The organism is Faecalicatena contorta, from assembly GCF_001404335.1.
GTDB classification, from domain to species: Bacteria; Bacillota; Clostridia; order Lachnospirales; family Lachnospiraceae; genus Faecalicatena; species Faecalicatena contortus_B.
On record NZ_CYZU01000015.1, the window covers coordinates 23,067 to 40,500 of the forward strand.

The 17,434-nt window shown below is 45.3% G+C and carries 18 protein-coding genes and 1 pseudogene; 4 read left to right on the plus strand and 15 right to left on the minus strand.

Going from position 1 to position 17,434, the window contains the following annotated elements:
* Positions 1 to 21 precede the first annotated feature (21 nt).
* The 3 genes from ARB69_RS09470 to ARB69_RS09480 all read right to left on the minus strand — a co-directional run bounded on the left by ARB69_RS09470 (position 22) and on the right by ARB69_RS09480 (position 3,191).
* On the minus strand, positions 22 to 1,662 hold the full coding sequence (locus ARB69_RS09470; protein WP_055152814.1) for a Na/Pi cotransporter family protein: 1,641 nt from the start codon (positions 1,660 to 1,662) through the stop codon (positions 22 to 24).
* A gap of 107 nt (positions 1,663 to 1,769) precedes the next feature.
* Positions 1,770 to 2,126 (minus strand): stage V sporulation protein AE, encoded by a 357-nt coding sequence (gene spoVAE, locus ARB69_RS09475; RefSeq protein WP_050640059.1) that lies wholly within the window; start codon positions 2,124 to 2,126, stop codon positions 1,770 to 1,772.
* Positions 2,127 to 2,180: 54 nt separating this feature from the next.
* A complete protein-coding gene (locus ARB69_RS09480; RefSeq protein WP_025656573.1) occupies positions 2,181 to 3,191 on the minus strand; it encodes a stage V sporulation protein AD in 1,011 nt (336 codons plus the stop codon).
* A 614-nt stretch (positions 3,192 to 3,805) separates the two neighbouring features.
* Between ARB69_RS09480 and ARB69_RS09485 the strand changes: the two genes are divergently transcribed.
* The 4 genes from ARB69_RS09485 to spoVAC all read left to right on the plus strand — a co-directional run bounded on the left by ARB69_RS09485 (position 3,806) and on the right by spoVAC (position 6,354).
* A complete protein-coding gene (locus ARB69_RS09485; RefSeq protein WP_050640060.1) occupies positions 3,806 to 4,180 on the plus strand; it encodes a GntR family transcriptional regulator in 375 nt (124 codons plus the stop codon).
* 3 nt (positions 4,181 to 4,183) lie between these two features.
* On the plus strand, positions 4,184 to 5,065 hold the full coding sequence (locus tag ARB69_RS09490) for an ABC transporter ATP-binding protein (RefSeq protein ID WP_055152816.1): 882 nt from the start codon (positions 4,184 to 4,186) through the stop codon (positions 5,063 to 5,065).
* On the plus strand, positions 5,053 to 5,715 hold the full coding sequence (locus ARB69_RS09495; RefSeq protein WP_050640062.1) for an ABC-2 transporter permease: 663 nt from the start codon (positions 5,053 to 5,055) through the stop codon (positions 5,713 to 5,715). The genes ARB69_RS09490 and ARB69_RS09495 overlap by 13 nt, the downstream gene beginning before the upstream one ends.
* A 180-nt stretch (positions 5,716 to 5,895) precedes the next feature.
* Positions 5,896 to 6,354, plus strand: a complete 459-nt coding sequence (spoVAC, locus tag ARB69_RS09500) for a stage V sporulation protein AC (protein ID WP_025656569.1) — start codon at positions 5,896 to 5,898, stop codon at positions 6,352 to 6,354.
* Between the two features lie 436 nt (positions 6,355 to 6,790).
* Here spoVAC and ARB69_RS09505 read toward each other — a convergent pair whose 3' ends face one another.
* The 12 genes and pseudogenes from ARB69_RS09505 to ARB69_RS09560 all read right to left on the minus strand — a co-directional run.
* Positions 6,791 to 7,783, minus strand: a complete 993-nt coding sequence (locus ARB69_RS09505; RefSeq protein ID WP_055152818.1) for an ABC transporter permease — start codon at positions 7,781 to 7,783, stop codon at positions 6,791 to 6,793.
* Entirely contained in the window at positions 7,776 to 8,873 is a 1,098-nt protein-coding gene (locus ARB69_RS09510) for an ABC transporter permease (RefSeq protein ID WP_025656561.1), read from the minus strand. The genes ARB69_RS09505 and ARB69_RS09510 overlap by 8 nt, the downstream gene beginning before the upstream one ends.
* Positions 8,870 to 10,471, minus strand: a complete 1,602-nt coding sequence (locus ARB69_RS09515; protein WP_050640837.1) for an ABC transporter ATP-binding protein — start codon at positions 10,469 to 10,471, stop codon at positions 8,870 to 8,872. Before ARB69_RS09515 ends, ARB69_RS09510 begins: the two co-directional genes overlap by 4 nt.
* A 255-nt stretch (positions 10,472 to 10,726) precedes the next feature.
* Complete coding sequence (locus tag ARB69_RS09520; RefSeq protein ID WP_050640064.1) at positions 10,727 to 11,902, minus strand: BMP family ABC transporter substrate-binding protein; 1,176 nt, start codon at positions 11,900 to 11,902, stop codon at positions 10,727 to 10,729.
* Positions 11,903 to 12,086: 184 nt separating this feature from the next.
* Complete coding sequence (locus tag ARB69_RS09525; RefSeq protein WP_025656558.1) at positions 12,087 to 12,503, minus strand: stage V sporulation protein AB; 417 nt, start codon at positions 12,501 to 12,503, stop codon at positions 12,087 to 12,089.
* Positions 12,463 to 13,128 (minus strand): stage V sporulation protein AA, encoded by a 666-nt coding sequence (locus ARB69_RS09530; RefSeq protein WP_050640065.1) that lies wholly within the window; start codon positions 13,126 to 13,128, stop codon positions 12,463 to 12,465. The genes ARB69_RS09525 and ARB69_RS09530 overlap by 41 nt, the downstream gene beginning before the upstream one ends.
* On the minus strand, positions 13,118 to 13,279 hold the full coding sequence (locus tag ARB69_RS27160; RefSeq protein WP_167702493.1) for a hypothetical protein: 162 nt from the start codon (positions 13,277 to 13,279) through the stop codon (positions 13,118 to 13,120). The genes ARB69_RS09530 and ARB69_RS27160 overlap by 11 nt, the downstream gene beginning before the upstream one ends.
* A gap of 391 nt (positions 13,280 to 13,670) precedes the next feature.
* A pseudogene (locus tag ARB69_RS09540) lies at positions 13,671 to 14,171 on the minus strand (sigma-70 family RNA polymerase sigma factor); the annotation flags it as partial.
* A gap of 121 nt (positions 14,172 to 14,292) precedes the next feature.
* On the minus strand, positions 14,293 to 15,705 hold the full coding sequence (locus ARB69_RS09545; protein WP_055057334.1) for a recombinase family protein: 1,413 nt from the start codon (positions 15,703 to 15,705) through the stop codon (positions 14,293 to 14,295).
* Positions 15,706 to 15,782: 77 nt separating this feature from the next.
* On the minus strand, positions 15,783 to 15,962 hold the full coding sequence (locus ARB69_RS09550) for a hypothetical protein (RefSeq protein WP_008688169.1): 180 nt from the start codon (positions 15,960 to 15,962) through the stop codon (positions 15,783 to 15,785).
* A 136-nt stretch (positions 15,963 to 16,098) separates the two neighbouring features.
* Complete coding sequence (locus tag ARB69_RS09555) at positions 16,099 to 16,464, minus strand: type II toxin-antitoxin system PemK/MazF family toxin (RefSeq protein ID WP_055057333.1); 366 nt, start codon at positions 16,462 to 16,464, stop codon at positions 16,099 to 16,101.
* 580 nt (positions 16,465 to 17,044) lie between these two features.
* Positions 17,045 to 17,434: sigma factor-like helix-turn-helix DNA-binding protein (locus ARB69_RS09560; protein ID WP_055152821.1), on the minus strand; the 390-nt coding region annotated here is incomplete at its 5' end.

Below are 17,434 nucleotides of genomic sequence, written 5' to 3' on the forward strand. Positions count from 1 at the left end.
TCGTGCAGCAGTCCCTGTAGATTAATTTGCTACTGTAAGTACTTCTTCTGCAATGTTTCTGGAGTGGTCAGAGATACGTTCCAGACACACAAGTGCATCCAGATATACAATTCCCGCATCCGTATTGCACTGGTTCGTGGCCAGACGTTTCATATGCTCGCTGCGCAGGCGGATCTCCAGATCATCAGCCTGGCTCTCTTTCTCTATCACCTTCATAGCCTTCTCTTTGCTGTTTTCCTCAAATGCCTCGATTGCATACACGTAGCTGTCGATACAGACATTGATCATCTCTCTGAGCTCGGCAGTACCGATTTCGGAAAATTCTGCCTTTCTTTCCTGCAGTGTCTCAGCAAATTCCGAAATATTTTCGCAGTAATCACTGATTCTCTCAATATCTGACAGGGTCTGCAGGATACTCGCAATGTGCTGGTGCTCTTTCTCATTAATGGACAGCGCGCTGATCTTGATGACATAATCAGTGATGCCGCTGCACAGCCTGTCCACCACATTTTCTTCCTCTTTAATATCCAGAATCTCCTGATAGTCTTTTGTAAACATAACATTCCTGGACTTTTCCAATGTCCCCTTTACGATGGTTCCCATACGGACAACCTCGCTGACTGCTGACTGCAGTGCAATCCCAGGTGTCTCCAGGATTCTGTCGTCCAAAAGTACACGGCTCTGGTCCACTTCTCTGTCGTCTTCCTTTTCCATCTTCTTGGCCAGTTTAATGATCCAGTCAGAAACCGGGAAGAGAAGGACAGTGGTTCCAACATTGAAAATTGTATGCACCGTACTGATCTCTGTCTGTGTGATGATGCCGCCTCCCGCATTCGGGTAGATGACCTTGAAAAAAACGATCGCAACAACACTGAAGAGTACAGTTCCTATAATATTAAATAAAAGGTGCATAACCGCTGCTGTCTTCGCCGTCTTTTTTGCGCCGATACTGGACATAATGGCAGTGACGCAGGTACCGATGTTCTGTCCCATGATAATGTAAACCGCAGCATTGAACGGAACCAGCCCCGCCGCCGCAAGACTCTGCAAAATACCCACAGAGGCGGAAGAACTCTGTATAATGGCGGTGACCACTGCTCCCGCGATAATCCCAAGAAACGGATTGTGTCCAAGCGTTACAAAGATATTGCGGAATCCTTCTGATTCCTGAAGCGGAGAGACTGCCGATGACATCGTCGTAATACCGACAAACAACAGACCAAATCCTATGATAATACTGGAGACATCTTTTGTCGAACGCCTTGTCCCTGTCAGCATCACGATCACACCAAGCATGATTGCGATCGGCGCCAGATTGCCGGGGCTTAAAAACTTCGCCCACTCCACACTGGATACAAGCCAGCCGGTAACGGTTGTACCGATATTGGCTCCCATAATTACGCCCATTGCCTGGGTCAGGTTCATAATTCCTGCATTCACAAAACCGACAACCATGACCGTTGTGGCTGAAGAGCTCTGAATAACGGCCGTAATAAAAGCACCGAGCAGAACACCAAAAAACTTATTCTTTGTCAGTGCTTCCAATAATGTCTTCATCTTACTGCCGGCGGCATTTTCAAGCCCCTGGGCCATAATCTGCATTCCATATATGAACATGCCAAGGCCCCCGACAAAAGGGATAATAATGCTTACGTAATTCATACGTTTCCTCCTAAAAATATACTGCTATTTGAAATTTTCCCGCATTATTACGATAACATTATCATTTACAAAAAACAACATAATTTTACATATATTTTATATGGATTTTATTTTTTCATCCGCGGCTCGAAAATAAAGGATGCAATATACCCAAAAATCAAGGCTGCCGAGATTCCAACGGCGCTTGCCTTGAAACCGCCCATAAATATTCCCAGAAATCCATTTTTATCTACCGCTTCCTTCACGCCCTGCCAGAGAACATTGCCAAAACCAAGCAGCGGAACGCTTGCCCCTGCACCTGCAAATTTCTGGAATGGCTCGTATATATTAAGGAACCCCAGAACAGCACCGCTGCATACAAGAAGTACCATGATCCTTCCCGGCATAAGTTTTGTACGGTCCAACAGAATCTGCACCACTGCACAGATGATACCGCCTATTAAAAATGCTTTTAAATAATCCATAAGAACCTCCTTTGAGGGCGTAATTTTTAAATTTACAACCCTGCTTCTTTTAAACTAACAATGTTCCAGCACAATGGCATGTGCAATACCGGGCACGCTGGCTCCCTCGTTAAAACTGACGGTGGACATCAGTGCACCTGTAGGAACAAACAGAATTCGCTTCCACTCCCCTTTTTTCACCTTCGGCAGAATATAGGCCGCCAGAGTGACTGCCGCACACCCGCACCCGCTTCCCCCTGCATGGGTATCCTGGGCCTGCTGGTCATAGATTGTCATGCCGCAGTCCATATGTTTTGTCTTAATATCATAGCCTTTTCCCTGCATCAGGTCGAACAGAATATCCTGCCCCACGTACCCCAGGTCTCCGGTAATAATTCTGTCGTAATCTTCCACTTTTCTCCCAAAATCCTGCAGGTTCTGTGCAATGGTGTCCGCCGCGGCCGGCGCCATACATGCTCCCATATTCTGGGAATCTTTTAGCCCATAATCCACAATTTTACCTACGGTTACCCCGCTGATGCGGATATGGCTTTTTTCGGTACCCACCAGAAATGCACCGCTCCCTGTCACAGTCCAATGCGCAGATAATGGCCGTTGGTTCGCATACCCCAAAGGAAAACGGAATTCTTTTTCTGCGCTCCCGAAATGGCTGGATGTGACAGCCAGCATATAGTCCCCATACCCTGCTGCTACGCTCATCGCGCTGAGTGCCAGCGCTTCTCCTGAAGTGGAGCATGCTCCGTACAGTCCGAACATAGGAATCTGCAGCGCCTCAACCCCCATAGAAGTTGCAATCCCCTGACGCAGAAGGTCGCCTCCAAACAGATACCGCACATTTTCCGGCGGTACATGTGCTTTACCCAATGCCAGTACGCACGCCTCTTTCTGCATATTGCTCTCTGCCTCTTCCCAGGTCTTTGCCCCGAAAAGATCATCCTGGTTTGTCATATCAAATAATTTTGCAAGCGGCCCTTCCGCTTCCTTACTTCCGACTACGGAGCCGCTGCTGATAAGATAAGGAGATTCTCCAAAGCCGATGCTCTGGCTGCCTTTTACCTGATTCATCTCTTTCCCTCGTTTCCATTTATAATTTGCTTGGATTTTTATGATTAGTATGCCAGGGTTGTTGCAAATTATTCATGGGGGACGCTTACCGTGAGCCGGGAGATGCTGCGGGAAGTGCCTGTCCTGTTGGAAATACAGCCCGCTGTGCTAAGCAGCAGTAAGAGGAAATCCGCAGAATCAGCCGGAACCAAACACATTCACCGCTTAATCTGATGATTAAGCGCCTCAGGTGTTTTAAAAAGCTGCTTCGGGAGCAGCTTTTTTCCGGCTGATTCTGCGGATTTCCTCTAACTGCTGCTAAGCTTGCTCATATGCATTTCCAACAGGACAGGCACTTCCCGCAGCATCTCCCGGCTCACGGTAAGCTGGTGCATCCGGTCGGAAGGGATGCACTCGGATTTTGGCGGTGCTGACCGGAACTGCGGATGGGATAGGGATGGGGGCTTTTTTAGCTGTGGGTAGTTTTTAAAATAAATTATTGACAAAATTATACTTTTTGTATATATTGTACTTATACAGTAAGTACAGTTGAGTACATGTTTGGCTGCGCAATGTTTCTAAAAAAAATAGTTGTTAATGATTATACGATGTTCTACGGGAAGGAGGGATTACATTTGGATATTATTCTCAGCAGCAGCGGGGGGAAGCCTATCTATGAGCAGATTACATCCCAGATTAAAGGGATGATTATGAGCGGACAGCTCAAGGCCGGGGATGCCCTTCCTTCTATGCGTATGCTTGCTAAGAGCCTGCACATCAGCGTTATCACCGCTCAGCATGCTTACGAAGATCTTCAGAGGGATGGATTTATAGAAACAATTCCCGGGAAAGGAACCTTCGTCTCTGCCCGGAACAAAGATTTTATTAGAGAAGAACAGCTGCGGATTGCGGAAGAAAAGCTCAAAGAAGCTGCCGGGATAGCAAGGTGCAACGGTATCCCGCTGTCACAGCTCATTCATATTCTTGAATTATTTTACAAGGAGGACTGATTTATGGAATATTTTACGGATCATATATTAAGCGTAAGCCATCTAACGAAAACATATAAGGATTTCAAACTGGATGATGTGTCTTTTACGGTTCCCAAGGGGATGATCGTCGGCCTGATCGGGGAGAACGGCGCCGGCAAATCAACTACAATTTCCGCCATCTTGAATATGATCTCCATTGAAAGCGGTGATATACGTGTATTGGATATGGATTTTAGAAAACAGGAGCGTGAGATTAAACAGAAGGTCGGAGCCGTCCTGGATGAACTGCACCAGGTTCCGCACCTTTACTGCCGCGATATTGACGCCATTATGAAGCGTTCTTATACAAACTGGGACAGCAATCTTTTTAAAGAATACCTGGACAGATTCCACCTTCCCGCAGACAAAAAAATAAAGGAATTATCAAAGGGTATGAACGTAAAGCTGAACTTCGCAATTGCTTTATCCCACAATCCCGAGTTTTTGATTCTTGATGAGGCAACATCCGGGCTGGATCCGGTGATGAGAGACGAAATCCTGGATCTTCTTCAGGATTTTGTTCTGGATGAAAATCATTCTGTCCTGATCTCATCCCATATCACGAGTGACCTGGATAAAATAGCTGATTATATCATCTTCATGCATGAAGGCAGGATTCGGTTCATGAAGTCAAAAGAGGAAATTGATAACCAATACGGGGTGTTGAACTGCAGCAGCAGCTTTTTCGAAGCGCTTTCGCCGGATGATTATCAGGCTTATATAAAGGGCGATTACTCCGTACAGGTCCTGGTCCGCAGCAAACAGGAGCTGCTATCCCATTTTTCGGATCTGGTCATCGAACGCGCAACCATTGAAGACATTATGCTTTTCTATATTAAGGGGGTTATCACATGTCAGGATTAGTTTACAGAGATCTGCTTACGTTTTATAGAAAGAATACAAAAGTAACCTATATTATGGAAGCCGTATACTTTTTATTTTTCCTGCTCGTGCTGAGAAATATTTACGGCGCCATTACTTTCCTGGTGATTGCCTCGCCCATCAGCATGTCAGGGTTACCGGCAACGATGAAGGATCTGGATACCAATTACAAGGGAATGATGTCTGCAAGGCTTATGCCTTATACACAGAGGGATATCGTTACAGCGCGGTTTCAGGCCGCATTTTCCTGCCATCTCCTGTATCTGGCCGAGATGCTCCTGTTCTGTATCCTGCATCACGCTATCACAGACAGCATCTCATGGAAGACATACGCTCTTTTATTTTTAGGCGGCTGGCTGAGCGCCGTATTTATCACCAGTGTCAATCTATTATCCAGCTTCATCACTGGTCTGAACGCAGCCTCCATCATTTATCTGCTCACGGTGATTCTCCCGGTCGGACTTTTTCTGATCATCACGCTGACCGATTTGTATGATATTATAATACCGTTTTTAACCGGTAAGCATCCATTTATCTTCTGGATTATTGCTGTTTTGCTTGATATCATAATGGTTGCAGTAAGTTATCTGGTTTCCGTAAAAAGATTTACAAAGCAAAGAGAAAAACTATAAAAAATAGTAAGGCGCGAAAAAACCTAGCCGACTATTTTTTATGCATCACACATAAGTGTCCAAAAAATCGGCCACTAAGTGCTCATAGTTATAAAAAATAAACAGAACCAATTTTGCTGGTATATTCTATCTTATTTTCCAAATACTAATCTCAATCTAGTGTTTAAAGGAGAAACAGATATGGATAAAGTAGAAAAAATGAAGCAGGAAAAGCAGTACCAGGATTATGTAAAACAAAAAACTCCTGTTCACAATGTTTATGTTAATATGGCAAAAGCTTTTGTTACGGGAGGAATCATCTGCACGGTCGGGCAGTTCATCTACAATTACTGTGAACTTCAGAGCTTATCCAAGGACGAATGCGGCAGCTGGACTTCCCTGCTCCTGGTTCTGCTCAGCGTTATACTTACCGGAATCAATATCTATCCTAAAATCGCAAAATGGGGCGGAGCCGGAGCCCTGGTTCCTATCACAGGATTCGCCAACTCTGTTGCATCACCTGCTATTGAATATAAAAAAGAAGGGCAAGTCTTCGGGATTGGGTGTAAGATCTTTACCATCGCGGGGCCGGTGATACTTTATGGGATATTCACGAGCTGGGCTTTGGGGATTATTTATTGGCTGTTTAAGGTTATTTAGAGTGTCGGGCGCCTGCGCGGAGAGGGAATGAAGAAGCGAATTTGGCTTATGATGGTTAAGATTCTTTATATACTTATCCTCCCCAATCTTATCGTAAGTTCAATTCCATCCACCTCCCCCATCAGAGCCTCGCTAAGTGCCGTTCATTTCCGCCCGGATGCACCCAGCTGTGAAAAACCGCGGAGAAGCGGATGCTGCCGGAAACGGGGACAGGGGGGCTGGAAGCGTCTTTACGGCGATTAGCTGGAGTTAAGTAAAAAGGAAGGAAAACTAGGGTGAGATATGTGATCACAAATCACATATCTCCCTGGTTTTCCTTCCTTTTTGCTTTACTCCAGCTTACCGCCGTATACCGTTTCCAGCCCCCCTGTTCCCGTTTCCGGCAGCATCCGCTTCTCCGCGGTTTTTCACAGCGTCCCCACCTCGATCACCGTCACTACCGCTCCTCCCGGAAGTAATTTAGGCCGCAGCTCTTCGGCTGTGCATGCTCTTTGCTCTGGCGCATGCTTGTGACTACCAGAACCACGATTGTTGCCACATATGGCAGCATGTCATAGATCTGTGCCGGGAGTCCCGGGATATTTACGTACATACGCATGATTGTCAGGCCCCCGAATATCAGTGCAACTAATATTCCTTTTGCAGGTCTCCATGTCGCAAAAATTACAAGGGCAACAGCGAGCCAGCCGTAGCCGCTGACACATCCGTGTACCCAGACGCCGGATGTGGTAACCATGCTCATGTACATACCGCCGATTCCACAAATTCCACCGCCCACTACGGTTGCAATATACTTGTATTTTGTAATATTGATTCCCGCCGCATCGGCTGTGGCCGGATCTTCCCCAATTGCTCTGAGGTTCAGGCCCACACGGGATTTGTTAAAGAACCATGCCATAAATATGGACAGGATCACTGCAAAATATACCAGCCAGTTATATTCGAATAACAGCTTGCCTATAATCGGGATATCAGACAGCACCGGTATATGCAGCCTTGAAAAAGCTGCTTTTGTGGTACCGCTTACTGCTACATATCCACCGGCCTTTTGTCCGATGTATTCCCCAAAAAAGTTGCCGAAACCTGTACCGAAGATGGTCAGCGTCAGACCGGTTACGTTCTGGTTCGCACGCAGAGAAATGGTGAGGAACGCGTAGATCAGCGCTCCAAAGGCTCCCGCTATAAATGACACCAAAAGCGCAATCAATGCAGATACCGTCCCGCTGACACTGCCGCCGGATTTTGCCACGGCCTGCTCGTAATAGTAAGAGCCTGCCAGACCGGTAATCGCCCCCATGAACATCATGCCTTCCACACCGAGGTTCATGTTTCCTGATTTTTCAGTCAGGATTTCCCCCAGCGCCCCCAGCAGCAGCGGTGTACCTGCCAGTACTGCCGCAATGAATAAACTGTTTAATGTACTAAGCATGCTGTTCCTCCTTTCCTCTGAATATCAGACGGTATGTAATAAAGAACTCACATCCAAGCATGAAGAAAAGGATGATTCCGATCAACAGATCCGAAGCCGAAGCCGGTATCTTAAAATTCGTCTGAATGGTATTGGATCCCCTCTCAAGCATGGCGATAAATACGGAAACCACAAGCATTCCAAAGGGGTTCATCTTTGCCAGCCATGCCACCGTGATCGCAGTGAATCCGACACCGCCTGCGGTTCCTTCCGTTATCGTGTAATCTGCGCCCGCAAACTGGAGCATTCCTACGAGGCCGCACATTGCACCGGATAAAAACATAGTGCGGATAAAAACTTTGCTGACGTTGATTCCCGCATATCTCGCCGTGTTATTGCTCTGTCCCACAACAGCAATCTCATAGCCCTGCTTCGTCTTATTGAAATAGATGAATGCCAGGACAACCAGAACCAGTGCCAGAATCCAGCCCCAGTGGACGCCCAGTACCTTTTTCAGCCTTGCGCCCTGCACCAGCATGGCAATCTTCGGAAAACTGCTTCCCGGCGCTTTCCACGGGCCATTCATCAGATATTTAATAAATGCAAGTGCGATATAGTTCAGCATCAGGGTAAACAGTGTCTCATTGGTTCCCCATTTTGCCTTACAGACTGCCGGAAGCAGACCGTAAAGGCCGCCAGCTGCCATACCTGCCAGAAGCATCAGAATCACAAGCGGAATCTTTGGGAAGATATGCGCGGTGAACAATCCAAACGCACCCGCTGCAACTGCCCCCACAAGGATCTGCCCCTCTGCCCCGATATTCCAGAACTTCATTTTAAACGCAAAGGAAATACCGATTGCCGTGATCAGAAGCGGAACCGCAAGTTTTACGGTCTCATGGATTACAGTTCTGGAACCCCAGGATCCGATTACCATTGCCTTATATACAGCAAGCGGGTTATGTCCGAGAACCAGGATTAAAAGCCCCCCGGTCACAAGCGACAGAAGAAAAGCGGCCGCACGGATTCCCCAGGCCTTCTGCTGTGAAATAGAACCTCTTTTCACCATACGGATCAGTGGTTCTTTTACCTGTGTCTGCTTACTGCTCATACCCCTGCCTCCTCTTTTGTAGTCTCATCCTTATTTTCACCGGCTGGATGTCCGCCGGCACTTTCCTCGTCACTGCTCTTCGGGCCGTTTTTCTCTTCCCCCACATGGATCATCATCAGGCCGATATCTTCCTTCGTCACTGTGCGCGGATCTACAATACCGCTCACCTTTCCTCCGCAGAGAACCATAATGCGGTCGGAGAGTTCCATCAGCACGTCCAGATCTTCTCCGATAAATATAACAGCCACACCCTTTTTCTTCTGTTCGTTCAGCAGGTCATAGATCCGATAGGAAGAGTTGATGTCCAGCCCCCGCACCGGATATGCCACAATCAATACGGACGGGCTCAGGGCAATCTCTCTGCCCAGCAGTACCTTCTGGACGTTCCCCCCGGAAAGCCTTCCCACAGGCGTCTCTACTCCGGGCGTTACAATCTCCAGCTCCTCAATGAGCTGTTCAGCCACTGCCTTTGGTGTTTTCCGATCTACAAAAAGGCCTTTTTTATCTTTGTAGCTTCGAAGCATTACGTTGTCTGTCATATCCATTCCGGCAACCAGCCCCATACCAAGCCTGTCTTCAGGAACGAAGGCCATAGAGATGCCCTTTTTTACAATCTCGTCGGGCTTGAGCCCCAGAATGCGCTCTTTGATCGGCTCTCCGTTATGTTCTCCCGCGTAGAGCACCGAGCCGCCGATGGCAGGATACAGGCCGGCAATCGCCTCACAGAGTTCTTTTTGGCCGCTGCCAGCAATTCCGGCAACACCCAGTATCTCACCTCCATACGCCGAGAAAGAGACATTGTCCAGCGCCTTGACGCCCTCACCATTCAGGCAGGTCAGGTCAATGACCTGAAGACGCTCAATGCCCCGCTCCTGCTTCGGTCTGTCGATCTCCAGACTGACCGGACGCCCTACCATCATCTCCGTCAGCTCCGCCTGGTTTGTCTTTGCTGTCTCAACAGCACCTATGTATTCCCCCTTGCGAAGTATCGCCACACGGTCGGATATCGCCAGCACCTCATGCAGCTTATGCGTAATAATGATGATGGATTTGCCATCCTTTTTCATGTTACGCAGCACCGCGAAAAGCTTCTCCGTCTCCTGCGGCGTCAGTACTGCCGTAGGCTCATCCAGAATCAGGATATCTGCCCCTCTGTACAAAACCTTCAGAATTTCAACCGTCTGTTTCTCTGAGACGGCCATGTTATAAATCTTCTTGGCAGGATCGATCTCAAACCCATATCTGGATGCAATCTCCGCCACCTTTTTATTTACTTCTTTCCGGTTCAGCACCGCCTTCCCGTCAAGTCCCAGCACGATGTTTTCCGCCGCCGTCAGAACATCTACCAGTTTAAAATGCTGGTGGATCATTCCGATTCCCAGTCCAAACGCATCCCTCGGCGAACGGATTGTCACCTGTGTGCCGTGGATACTGATTTCCCCATGATCCGGGAAATAAATCCCTGAAAGCATATTCATCAGCGTCGTTTTACCGCTCCCATTTTCACCAAGGAGCGCCAGTATCTCTCCGTTCTTCAGCTCCAGGTCAACATCCTTGTTGGCAACGACCTTTCCAAATGTTTTGGTGACGTGATGCATTTTCACAGCATACTCTGTAGTCTCGCCCAAGTCTTCACCCTCCTTTTACTCTTCCTGTCTTTCTTCTCTTCCTTTTCTGTCCCCCGTTCGGGTACACCGCAATACACGTCCCTGCAATGACATGCATTACGGAATGCCCGAAAAGGCCTCTCTCCAAAAACAGAGCCGTCATACAACGGCTCTGTCAATGAACTTATCCCTGGATGAATCGATAATGCTGCTTTTCACACCAATCGGGTGCTCCCGGCAACTCGATTATTCAACCACATTGCATCCTTCGATGATGTAACACCAGGATGGTGCGGAAGCTTCTTCCTGCTCGTGATAGTAATCGCCTTCAGCAACTTCTATTGTTTCGCCATCCGGGCTTGTCCCTTTCAGAGGACCATCGAATACGTGGATCTCGCCTGCCTCAAGTGCCTTAGTCGCCTTGTCGATTGCTTCCTGAGTTCCCTCTGCTGCAATGTCAGTATTCAGTGGTGACAGATAAACTGCGCCATCTTTCAGACCTTTACACCAGTCAACCGGGATCTCCTTGCCGTCAATCATTGCCTGTACTGCATCCGTTACATAGATACCCCAGTCAATACGTGCGGAAATCAGGGAAGCCTTCGGTGCTGCTTCAATCATATCATTGTTATATCCAACCTGGAAAGCGCCGTACTCCTCAGCCGTCGTTGCCGGTGCCGTAGAGTCTGAATGCTGGGAAACCACATCGCAGCCTCTCTCGATCAAAGCTTTTGCAACCTGTGATTCAACCGTTGGGTCGTTCCATGAATTCGTATACATGATATCCATGGTCACATCCGGATTCACACTCTTAGCCCCCAGGTAGAATGCTGTATATCCACTGATAACCTCAGCAAACGGGAACGCAGCTACATAACCCAGCTTATTAGACTCTGTCTTCATACCTGCTGCGATACCTGCCAGGTAACGGGCTTCAAAAATAGATGCAAAATAATTATGCATGTTGCTCAATCCGGAGTCTTTTGCCTGGAATCCTGTAGCGTGGCAGAACTGGATATCCGGGTACTCCGCTGCTACTTCTTTTACGTAGTCTTCAAATCCAAAACTTGTTGCGAAAATAATGTTGCAGCCGGCGTCAACCAATTCTCTCAGCGCGGTATCACATTCAGCACCCTCAGGAACATTGAACTTATTGATAATCTGATCATCGCTTAATCCCAATGCTTCCTGCATCTCCTTGGTTCCCAGATCATGGTTGTATGTATACCCCATATCACTGGCATCAGAAACATGTACAAAGCCGACTTTCAGATCTTCCTTTGCAATGCCTGATGTGCTCTCTGTCTTCTTGTCGTCTGAATCTGAAGTGTCTGCCTCTGCAGCCGGTTTGGCACCGCAGCCTGCAACCAGGCCGATAACCAACGTTGCGCACAGCAGTGCGCTCAAGATTTTCTTTTTCATACCTTCTCCTCCTAAATAAAAACTGGCTACCCTAATTAAGAAACATATTCCTTGATTGGATAGCCTTATACTACTTCTAAATTTTACACCGGCATAAGAAATAAGTCAAGTTTTCTGACTCGTTCTTTGAAAACTTCTTAACAAACTTTTAGGCTTACGGCTGACTCTTCATTTTACCTTCCTGCTACCACCGCTGCAAAAAGAACACAAAAGACCCGATCCCTTTTCCAAGCGCCATGCTGATGATAAACGCAGATATATACCGTACAATTTTCAGCCTGCGTACAAAAATCGGGAATACATTCAATATCTCAGCCAAAGCCATTGACCAGCAGCCCACAAAGATACCGGCCAGAATCCCAAATACCGGGATCAGCCAGTTTCCGTGAGAGATATGGATCTCAAATACGGAAAAAAGATTACCTGCAATACCCCCCAGGGCGACACAGTCTTCATAAAGCAGAATTCTGTCGCCGGTATGTGTCCGGTCTGCAAAATCTGCTACCACTCCCAGCTCTATAATAAAAGAAAACAGCCCGCCTGCGACGACAAGCCCGCCGCTAAGTCCGATGACTGCTAATATGATTTGATTTACCCACATCCAGCTCCTGCTCCCTTCTTGATGCATCCTCGACCAGAGTTGTCTGGATATCATTTTCGTAAAGGCGCATCTGCACCTCCATAGGCGTCGGATCCACTGTAAAGCGCTTCTTTCCGAAGTGATTGAAAAATACAAGGATACCTACCGTAATTCCTACAGAATAGGACACCTCAAGTATTGTGAATCCATCGGAAACGTCGCCTGTCACATACTCGTAAATCTGTGAAAATAATCTTGACGTAGAAACGTCATTATTAAAAGCCATAATCGAAAAAGCAGCGCCGCAGAAAGTAATCAGCACTACAATGACCGTTTTTATTACATGCCATACCATACCGGGCGTCTTCTGCTCTTCATAAGTGATAATTATATCCTGTTCTCCCAGATTTTGTACTTCAAGTCCGGGATATTTCTCATGGATACAGGCAATAATTTTTAAGATAGAGATTACCATACGCTGTTTTTTCTTATCCGGTATCTTCAGGATCTTCAGGGTTTTCAGTTTTGGAATCATCTCCTTATTGCTGCACTCCATAGCAACAATATCACCTAAGGTGACATCTTTTTTCTGTACCTCAACGTTCCTGTCACCCTTGAGATACACTGTATCATGATTAACAGCCATAGTATTCCACCTTCGGTCCCTGAATCAGAGTTCCCTCACTGGCAGAGGGCTGCCCGCTTCCATTAAAATAATAATAAAAAATACCCACAACCACCGCCGCAAGCACAATGCCGAAGAGGCAGATACGAATTTTCCTTCTTCCATTTTCCATAGAGGCCACCTAACCTTTCCAAAAATATAGTAGTGATAGTATTTGAAAAAAATGCGAAAGTATACGTTCGCGTCGTAAAAGGTGAGGCGGCTTCCGGCGGACTGTGTATGCCATTTCCGGAACCGGCCGTTTGCGGAGAATCCGTAAGAGAAAAAACAGGAAATATTGAGGGTGCTTGCCGCAGTTGGCCCGAATGCCGATGCATTCGCGCCGCCGGCGGCAACAGAATTTGTTTTTGTAAAACAAATTCTGCCCTCAATATTTCCTGTTTTTTCTCTAACGGATTCTAACCCGCGCACTTTGAGGCCCCGGAAATGGCATACACAGTCCGCCGGAAGCCGCCTCACCTTTTACGACGCTGGGTGCATCTGGGCCGGCGTCCCCTCCCCATCTAACTCCCCAGCCGCCGCAGATTCTCAATAATCCGCTTCTCCATACGTGAGACCTGTACTTGGGAGATCCCAAGTTTTTTCCCCACCTGGGACTGTGTTTCATCCGCAAAGTACCGCAGATATATAAGCTGTCTTTCTTCTTTATCCAAAGTCTCCAGCAGTTGTGCCAGGAGCATATGGTCCAGAATTTTTTCCTCCTTTCTTTCTTTTTCTTCCAACTTGTCCACAAGACGGATCTCGTTTCCCTCCTTCTGGTGGATCGGTTTATACAGTGACTCTACTTCTCCGCCGGCTTCCATGGCCTGTACTATTTCTTCTTTGTCTACATCCATTGTAACAGCCAGCTCCTCGAGCGTCGGCTCGCGGCCCAGGCTTGCGGTCAGTGCTTCCCTTGCCTGAAAGATCTTGTAAGACAGCTCTTTTAAGGAACGGCTTACCTTTATCATACCGTCATCCCGCAGGAAACGTTTTATTTCTCCGGATATCATTGGGATAATGTATTATAGTGGAAATTTTGAAATTTCCTTTATCCAATAGGGTAATTATCTTGAATAAGATATATGAAATTTTACACGCAAGAAGATATATCCCCTTGCGATGTATTAACTATAGAAATGTAATTTACTGTAGTGTCAAAAGATCATTATACTCAATTTCAACATAATCATTCGATATTTTAATCTTTTTGATATATTCACGTACAGTCTTCTGTCTTTCATTGAAAGACATGAACTCCCAGCTGTCAGCAACACTTTTGAATGCTTTAGCTCTTGCTGTCATATCTTTAGCTCTGGTGTTCTTTAATGTGTACTGTTCTATCTGTGTATTCAGATTTTCCAGTTCTTTATTGATCTCACCAATTGTCTCCAGCAGGACACTATTATTGGTATCGGATGCATATAAATTATACAGGGATTTCAGCTTACCTTCAAGAACTGATTTTCTCTGGTTCATAGCTTCAAATCCTTTTTGATTTTGCTGTTCTGATTTTTCCTCGATTACCTCATACTCCTTTGATAATTTCAGCATATCACTAACAACAACATCTTCAACTTCAGCTGCATCCAATTTTCCGTTCTGGCAATTTGGATTCTTAACCAAGTGCGGTTTACTATGGTCTAATGAGTAACAGTAAATCATCACTCTTCCACCGCTCCATTTTTGATAACGCATCTTTGCCCCACATAATCCACAATATATTAACCCAGTAAGTAAATACTGTGATTTATGAGAAGTTGCTCTCGTTCTTGTTTTTCGTAATTCCTGAACTTCATCAAACAGTTTTTTATCAACTATCGGCTCATGAAGACCATCAACGATTTCTTTATTATATTTGAGCTTTCCAATGTATGTCACTCTGGACAACATATCGGACACTTGCTTGTCTCCTTTTAAATCGAACATCTTTGCCAGTGCATACGTGGAATAGCCTTCCTTATATAATTCAAAAATCTTTCTGACTGTTTCTGCATCTTTATTTGGCACAAGAACGTCATCACCGTTATTATAGTCATAACCAAATGGTGGTTTCGTCCCTCTCCATTTTCCGGTTTTGATTCTCTCTGTAATTCCCATCTGTGTACGTTCACGAATGTTTTCACGTTCATACTGAGCAAATACAGATAAGATACCTACCATTGCTTTTCCATATGGTGTTGTTGTATCAAAGTTCTCATTTAAAGAAATAAATCCAACATCATTTGCTTCAAACACATCTTCAAGAAGATAAATCGTATCTTTCTGGCTTCTGGACAAACGATCAAGTTTAACAACTACAACTGATTCCACTTTGCCCTCTTGAATTTCTTTAATAAGACGTTTCATCTCCGGTCGATTCAAATTGCTTCCTGAATAGCCACCGTCAATATACAAATCATAATTATCAATCTCCTGATAATTACAATACTTTTCAAGCTTCTCCGTCTGAGCACCTACTGAATATCCTTCTTCAAACTGAAAATTTGTAGAAACTCTGATATACAATCCTGTTTTTTTATTATTTGAGGTATTCTTTCCAATTCTTATGTTTCTCACCTCGCTCTTTCCTCCTCTCACGTACACTATACCATCTTTTCAGAGAAATTTCAACTTATTTTATTTATTAAAGTAAGTTATATAAAATTTCTTCTTTCAGCTGCATCGACTTTAATATTATCAACTGCTCCCATCTCTTTATTCATCTGATATAAGATCTGACGAACTACCGGGGAATCCAATTTGAATCTTTCTAAATCTTTATCTTCGATCACATTACCATTTGCATCATATCTTCTTACAATTTTTAATGCCATCGCAATCCCTCCCTTTATAAATCATATTCAATCGTCTCTAAAAAATCACCAGAACCTCTCGTCCTGTATTGTCATTCTTTTGTGTTGTCTACATTTTATGACGTCGTTTTCTGTTGAATTGTCGAAAGCAGGAATATCATTTCTCGCTTTCGTTCATTCCCATTTGAATCCGTACCGCTTTCAGCACCCGATCCAGGCTCCACTTATTTACTCTTCCGCATTTCTCAATAATGCATTTTGTAGAAATGCTCATAACCTGTTCAGCCAATGCCAGGCTTCCTTTTCGAATCCCTGTCATATCGTATTTACTGATAAATACATGTGTTGGTAAATATCGCTTCTTATATATTCTTGATGTCAGCGGAACTACTGTAATGACTGAACTGTATGTATTGGCTTTATTATTGCTCACTACGATCACCGGTCTTACACCACCCTGAACAGATGTTGTAGGAAACATACCGAGATCTGCCCATAAAATATCTCCTCTGCGGATTGTCATTTGTCCTCTCTCCAATCTATTATTTTTATTTGTAAAGCATCCATAGCGCTATATTGGCTCCACAGGAATACGGCAGAGTTTCTTTCCCATAAGGAAAGCTCTGCCGCATAACCTCTATAGCCAATTTGATTATTAAACAGTGCTCGCTCGATTCTATTTATCCTCGATACCCCGAATCGTTACTCCTGCATATGCAGGAAGGGAATAATAACCTGCCCGAATGCATACTCCGGACCACAACCCAAAAACTCTCGTTTCCAGGCTCCAGCAGTTCATAGGTTTACCAGTTACAGACTTCTCAGGATCTGCAAGTGTATCGCATCTCATACATATCATCGCATCACCAGCCTGCCAGCTGGCTTCGGTCAGTGCTTTTTCGCAGCATTACAGACTGAACTAAAAATCTTGGTTTTGTCTTATAATCCTATAGCGGCATCTTCCTCGTGCTCTCTGCATGAAATGTCACGTCAGTTATTATTGGATATTCAGTTATCATGGTTCATTTTAGGAAGTCCTTTAACTTCCTCTAATTACTAAAGTCAAATGACTTTGGCAGATGCAAAAGATTTTGAAAAATTTTTTAAAAAAATTTATTCATATACATTTCACGCATCTTATTAAGAGTGGATTTCAGCTTGTATGACAGCATCTGTCTGGAAATCCCCATAATCTCCGCCATCTGTGTCTGTGTCTTGTTTTCAAAGAAAATGCCATAAATAATCATGCGTTCCTCTGAGTTCAGCTGATTGATCACTTTGTGAATATCCTGCTGTTCCATTTTTGTCAGTACACAGTGCTCCACATCGCAGTTCAGATCTGGAAAATCCTCAATCATGAAGCCTTCTCCATCAATGGACTGACCACTGTAAGGTACTTCTCTCAGCATCTTATCCACAACCTCACCCAGTTCGTTCTTAATCTCAACTTTTTTTGCCTTGCTGCTTCTATAAAAATTATTCATCGCATACGC

Bases quoted from the DNA above. Each gene is read 5' to 3' on its own strand.
- ARB69_RS09470 (WP_055152814.1), bottom strand. From the start codon at position 1,662: ATGAATTACGTAAGCATTATTATCCCTTTTGTCGGGGGCCTTGGCATG.
- spoVAE (WP_050640059.1), bottom strand. From the start codon at position 2,126: ATGGATTATTTAAAAGCATTTTTAATAGGCGGTATCATCTGTGCAGTG.
- ARB69_RS09480 (WP_025656573.1), bottom strand. From the start codon at position 3,191: ATGAATCAGGTAAAAGGCAGCCAGAGCATCGGCTTTGGAGAATCTCCT.
- ARB69_RS09490 (WP_055152816.1), top strand. From the start codon at position 4,184: ATGGAATATTTTACGGATCATATATTAAGCGTAAGCCATCTAACGAAA.
- ARB69_RS09495 (WP_050640062.1), top strand. From the start codon at position 5,053: ATGTCAGGATTAGTTTACAGAGATCTGCTTACGTTTTATAGAAAGAAT.
- spoVAC (WP_025656569.1), top strand. From the start codon at position 5,896: ATGGATAAAGTAGAAAAAATGAAGCAGGAAAAGCAGTACCAGGATTAT.
- ARB69_RS09505 (WP_055152818.1), bottom strand. From the start codon at position 7,783: ATGCTTAGTACATTAAACAGTTTATTCATTGCGGCAGTACTGGCAGGT.
- ARB69_RS09510 (WP_025656561.1), bottom strand. From the start codon at position 8,873: ATGAGCAGTAAGCAGACACAGGTAAAAGAACCACTGATCCGTATGGTG.
- ARB69_RS09515 (WP_050640837.1), bottom strand. From the start codon at position 10,471: ATGCATCACGTCACCAAAACATTTGGAAAGGTCGTTGCCAACAAGGAT.
- ARB69_RS09520 (WP_050640064.1), bottom strand. From the start codon at position 11,902: ATGAAAAAGAAAATCTTGAGCGCACTGCTGTGCGCAACGTTGGTTATC.
- ARB69_RS09525 (WP_025656558.1), bottom strand. From the start codon at position 12,503: ATGTGGGTAAATCAAATCATATTAGCAGTCATCGGACTTAGCGGCGGG.
- ARB69_RS09530 (WP_050640065.1), bottom strand. From the start codon at position 13,128: ATGGCTGTTAATCATGATACAGTGTATCTCAAGGGTGACAGGAACGTT.
- ARB69_RS27160 (WP_167702493.1), bottom strand. From the start codon at position 13,279: ATGGAAAATGGAAGAAGGAAAATTCGTATCTGCCTCTTCGGCATTGTG.
- ARB69_RS09550 (WP_008688169.1), bottom strand. From the start codon at position 15,962: ATGGCATTAAAAATTGTAAGAAGATATGATGCAAATGGTAATGTGATC.
- ARB69_RS09555 (WP_055057333.1), bottom strand. From the start codon at position 16,464: ATGACAATCCGCAGAGGAGATATTTTATGGGCAGATCTCGGTATGTTT.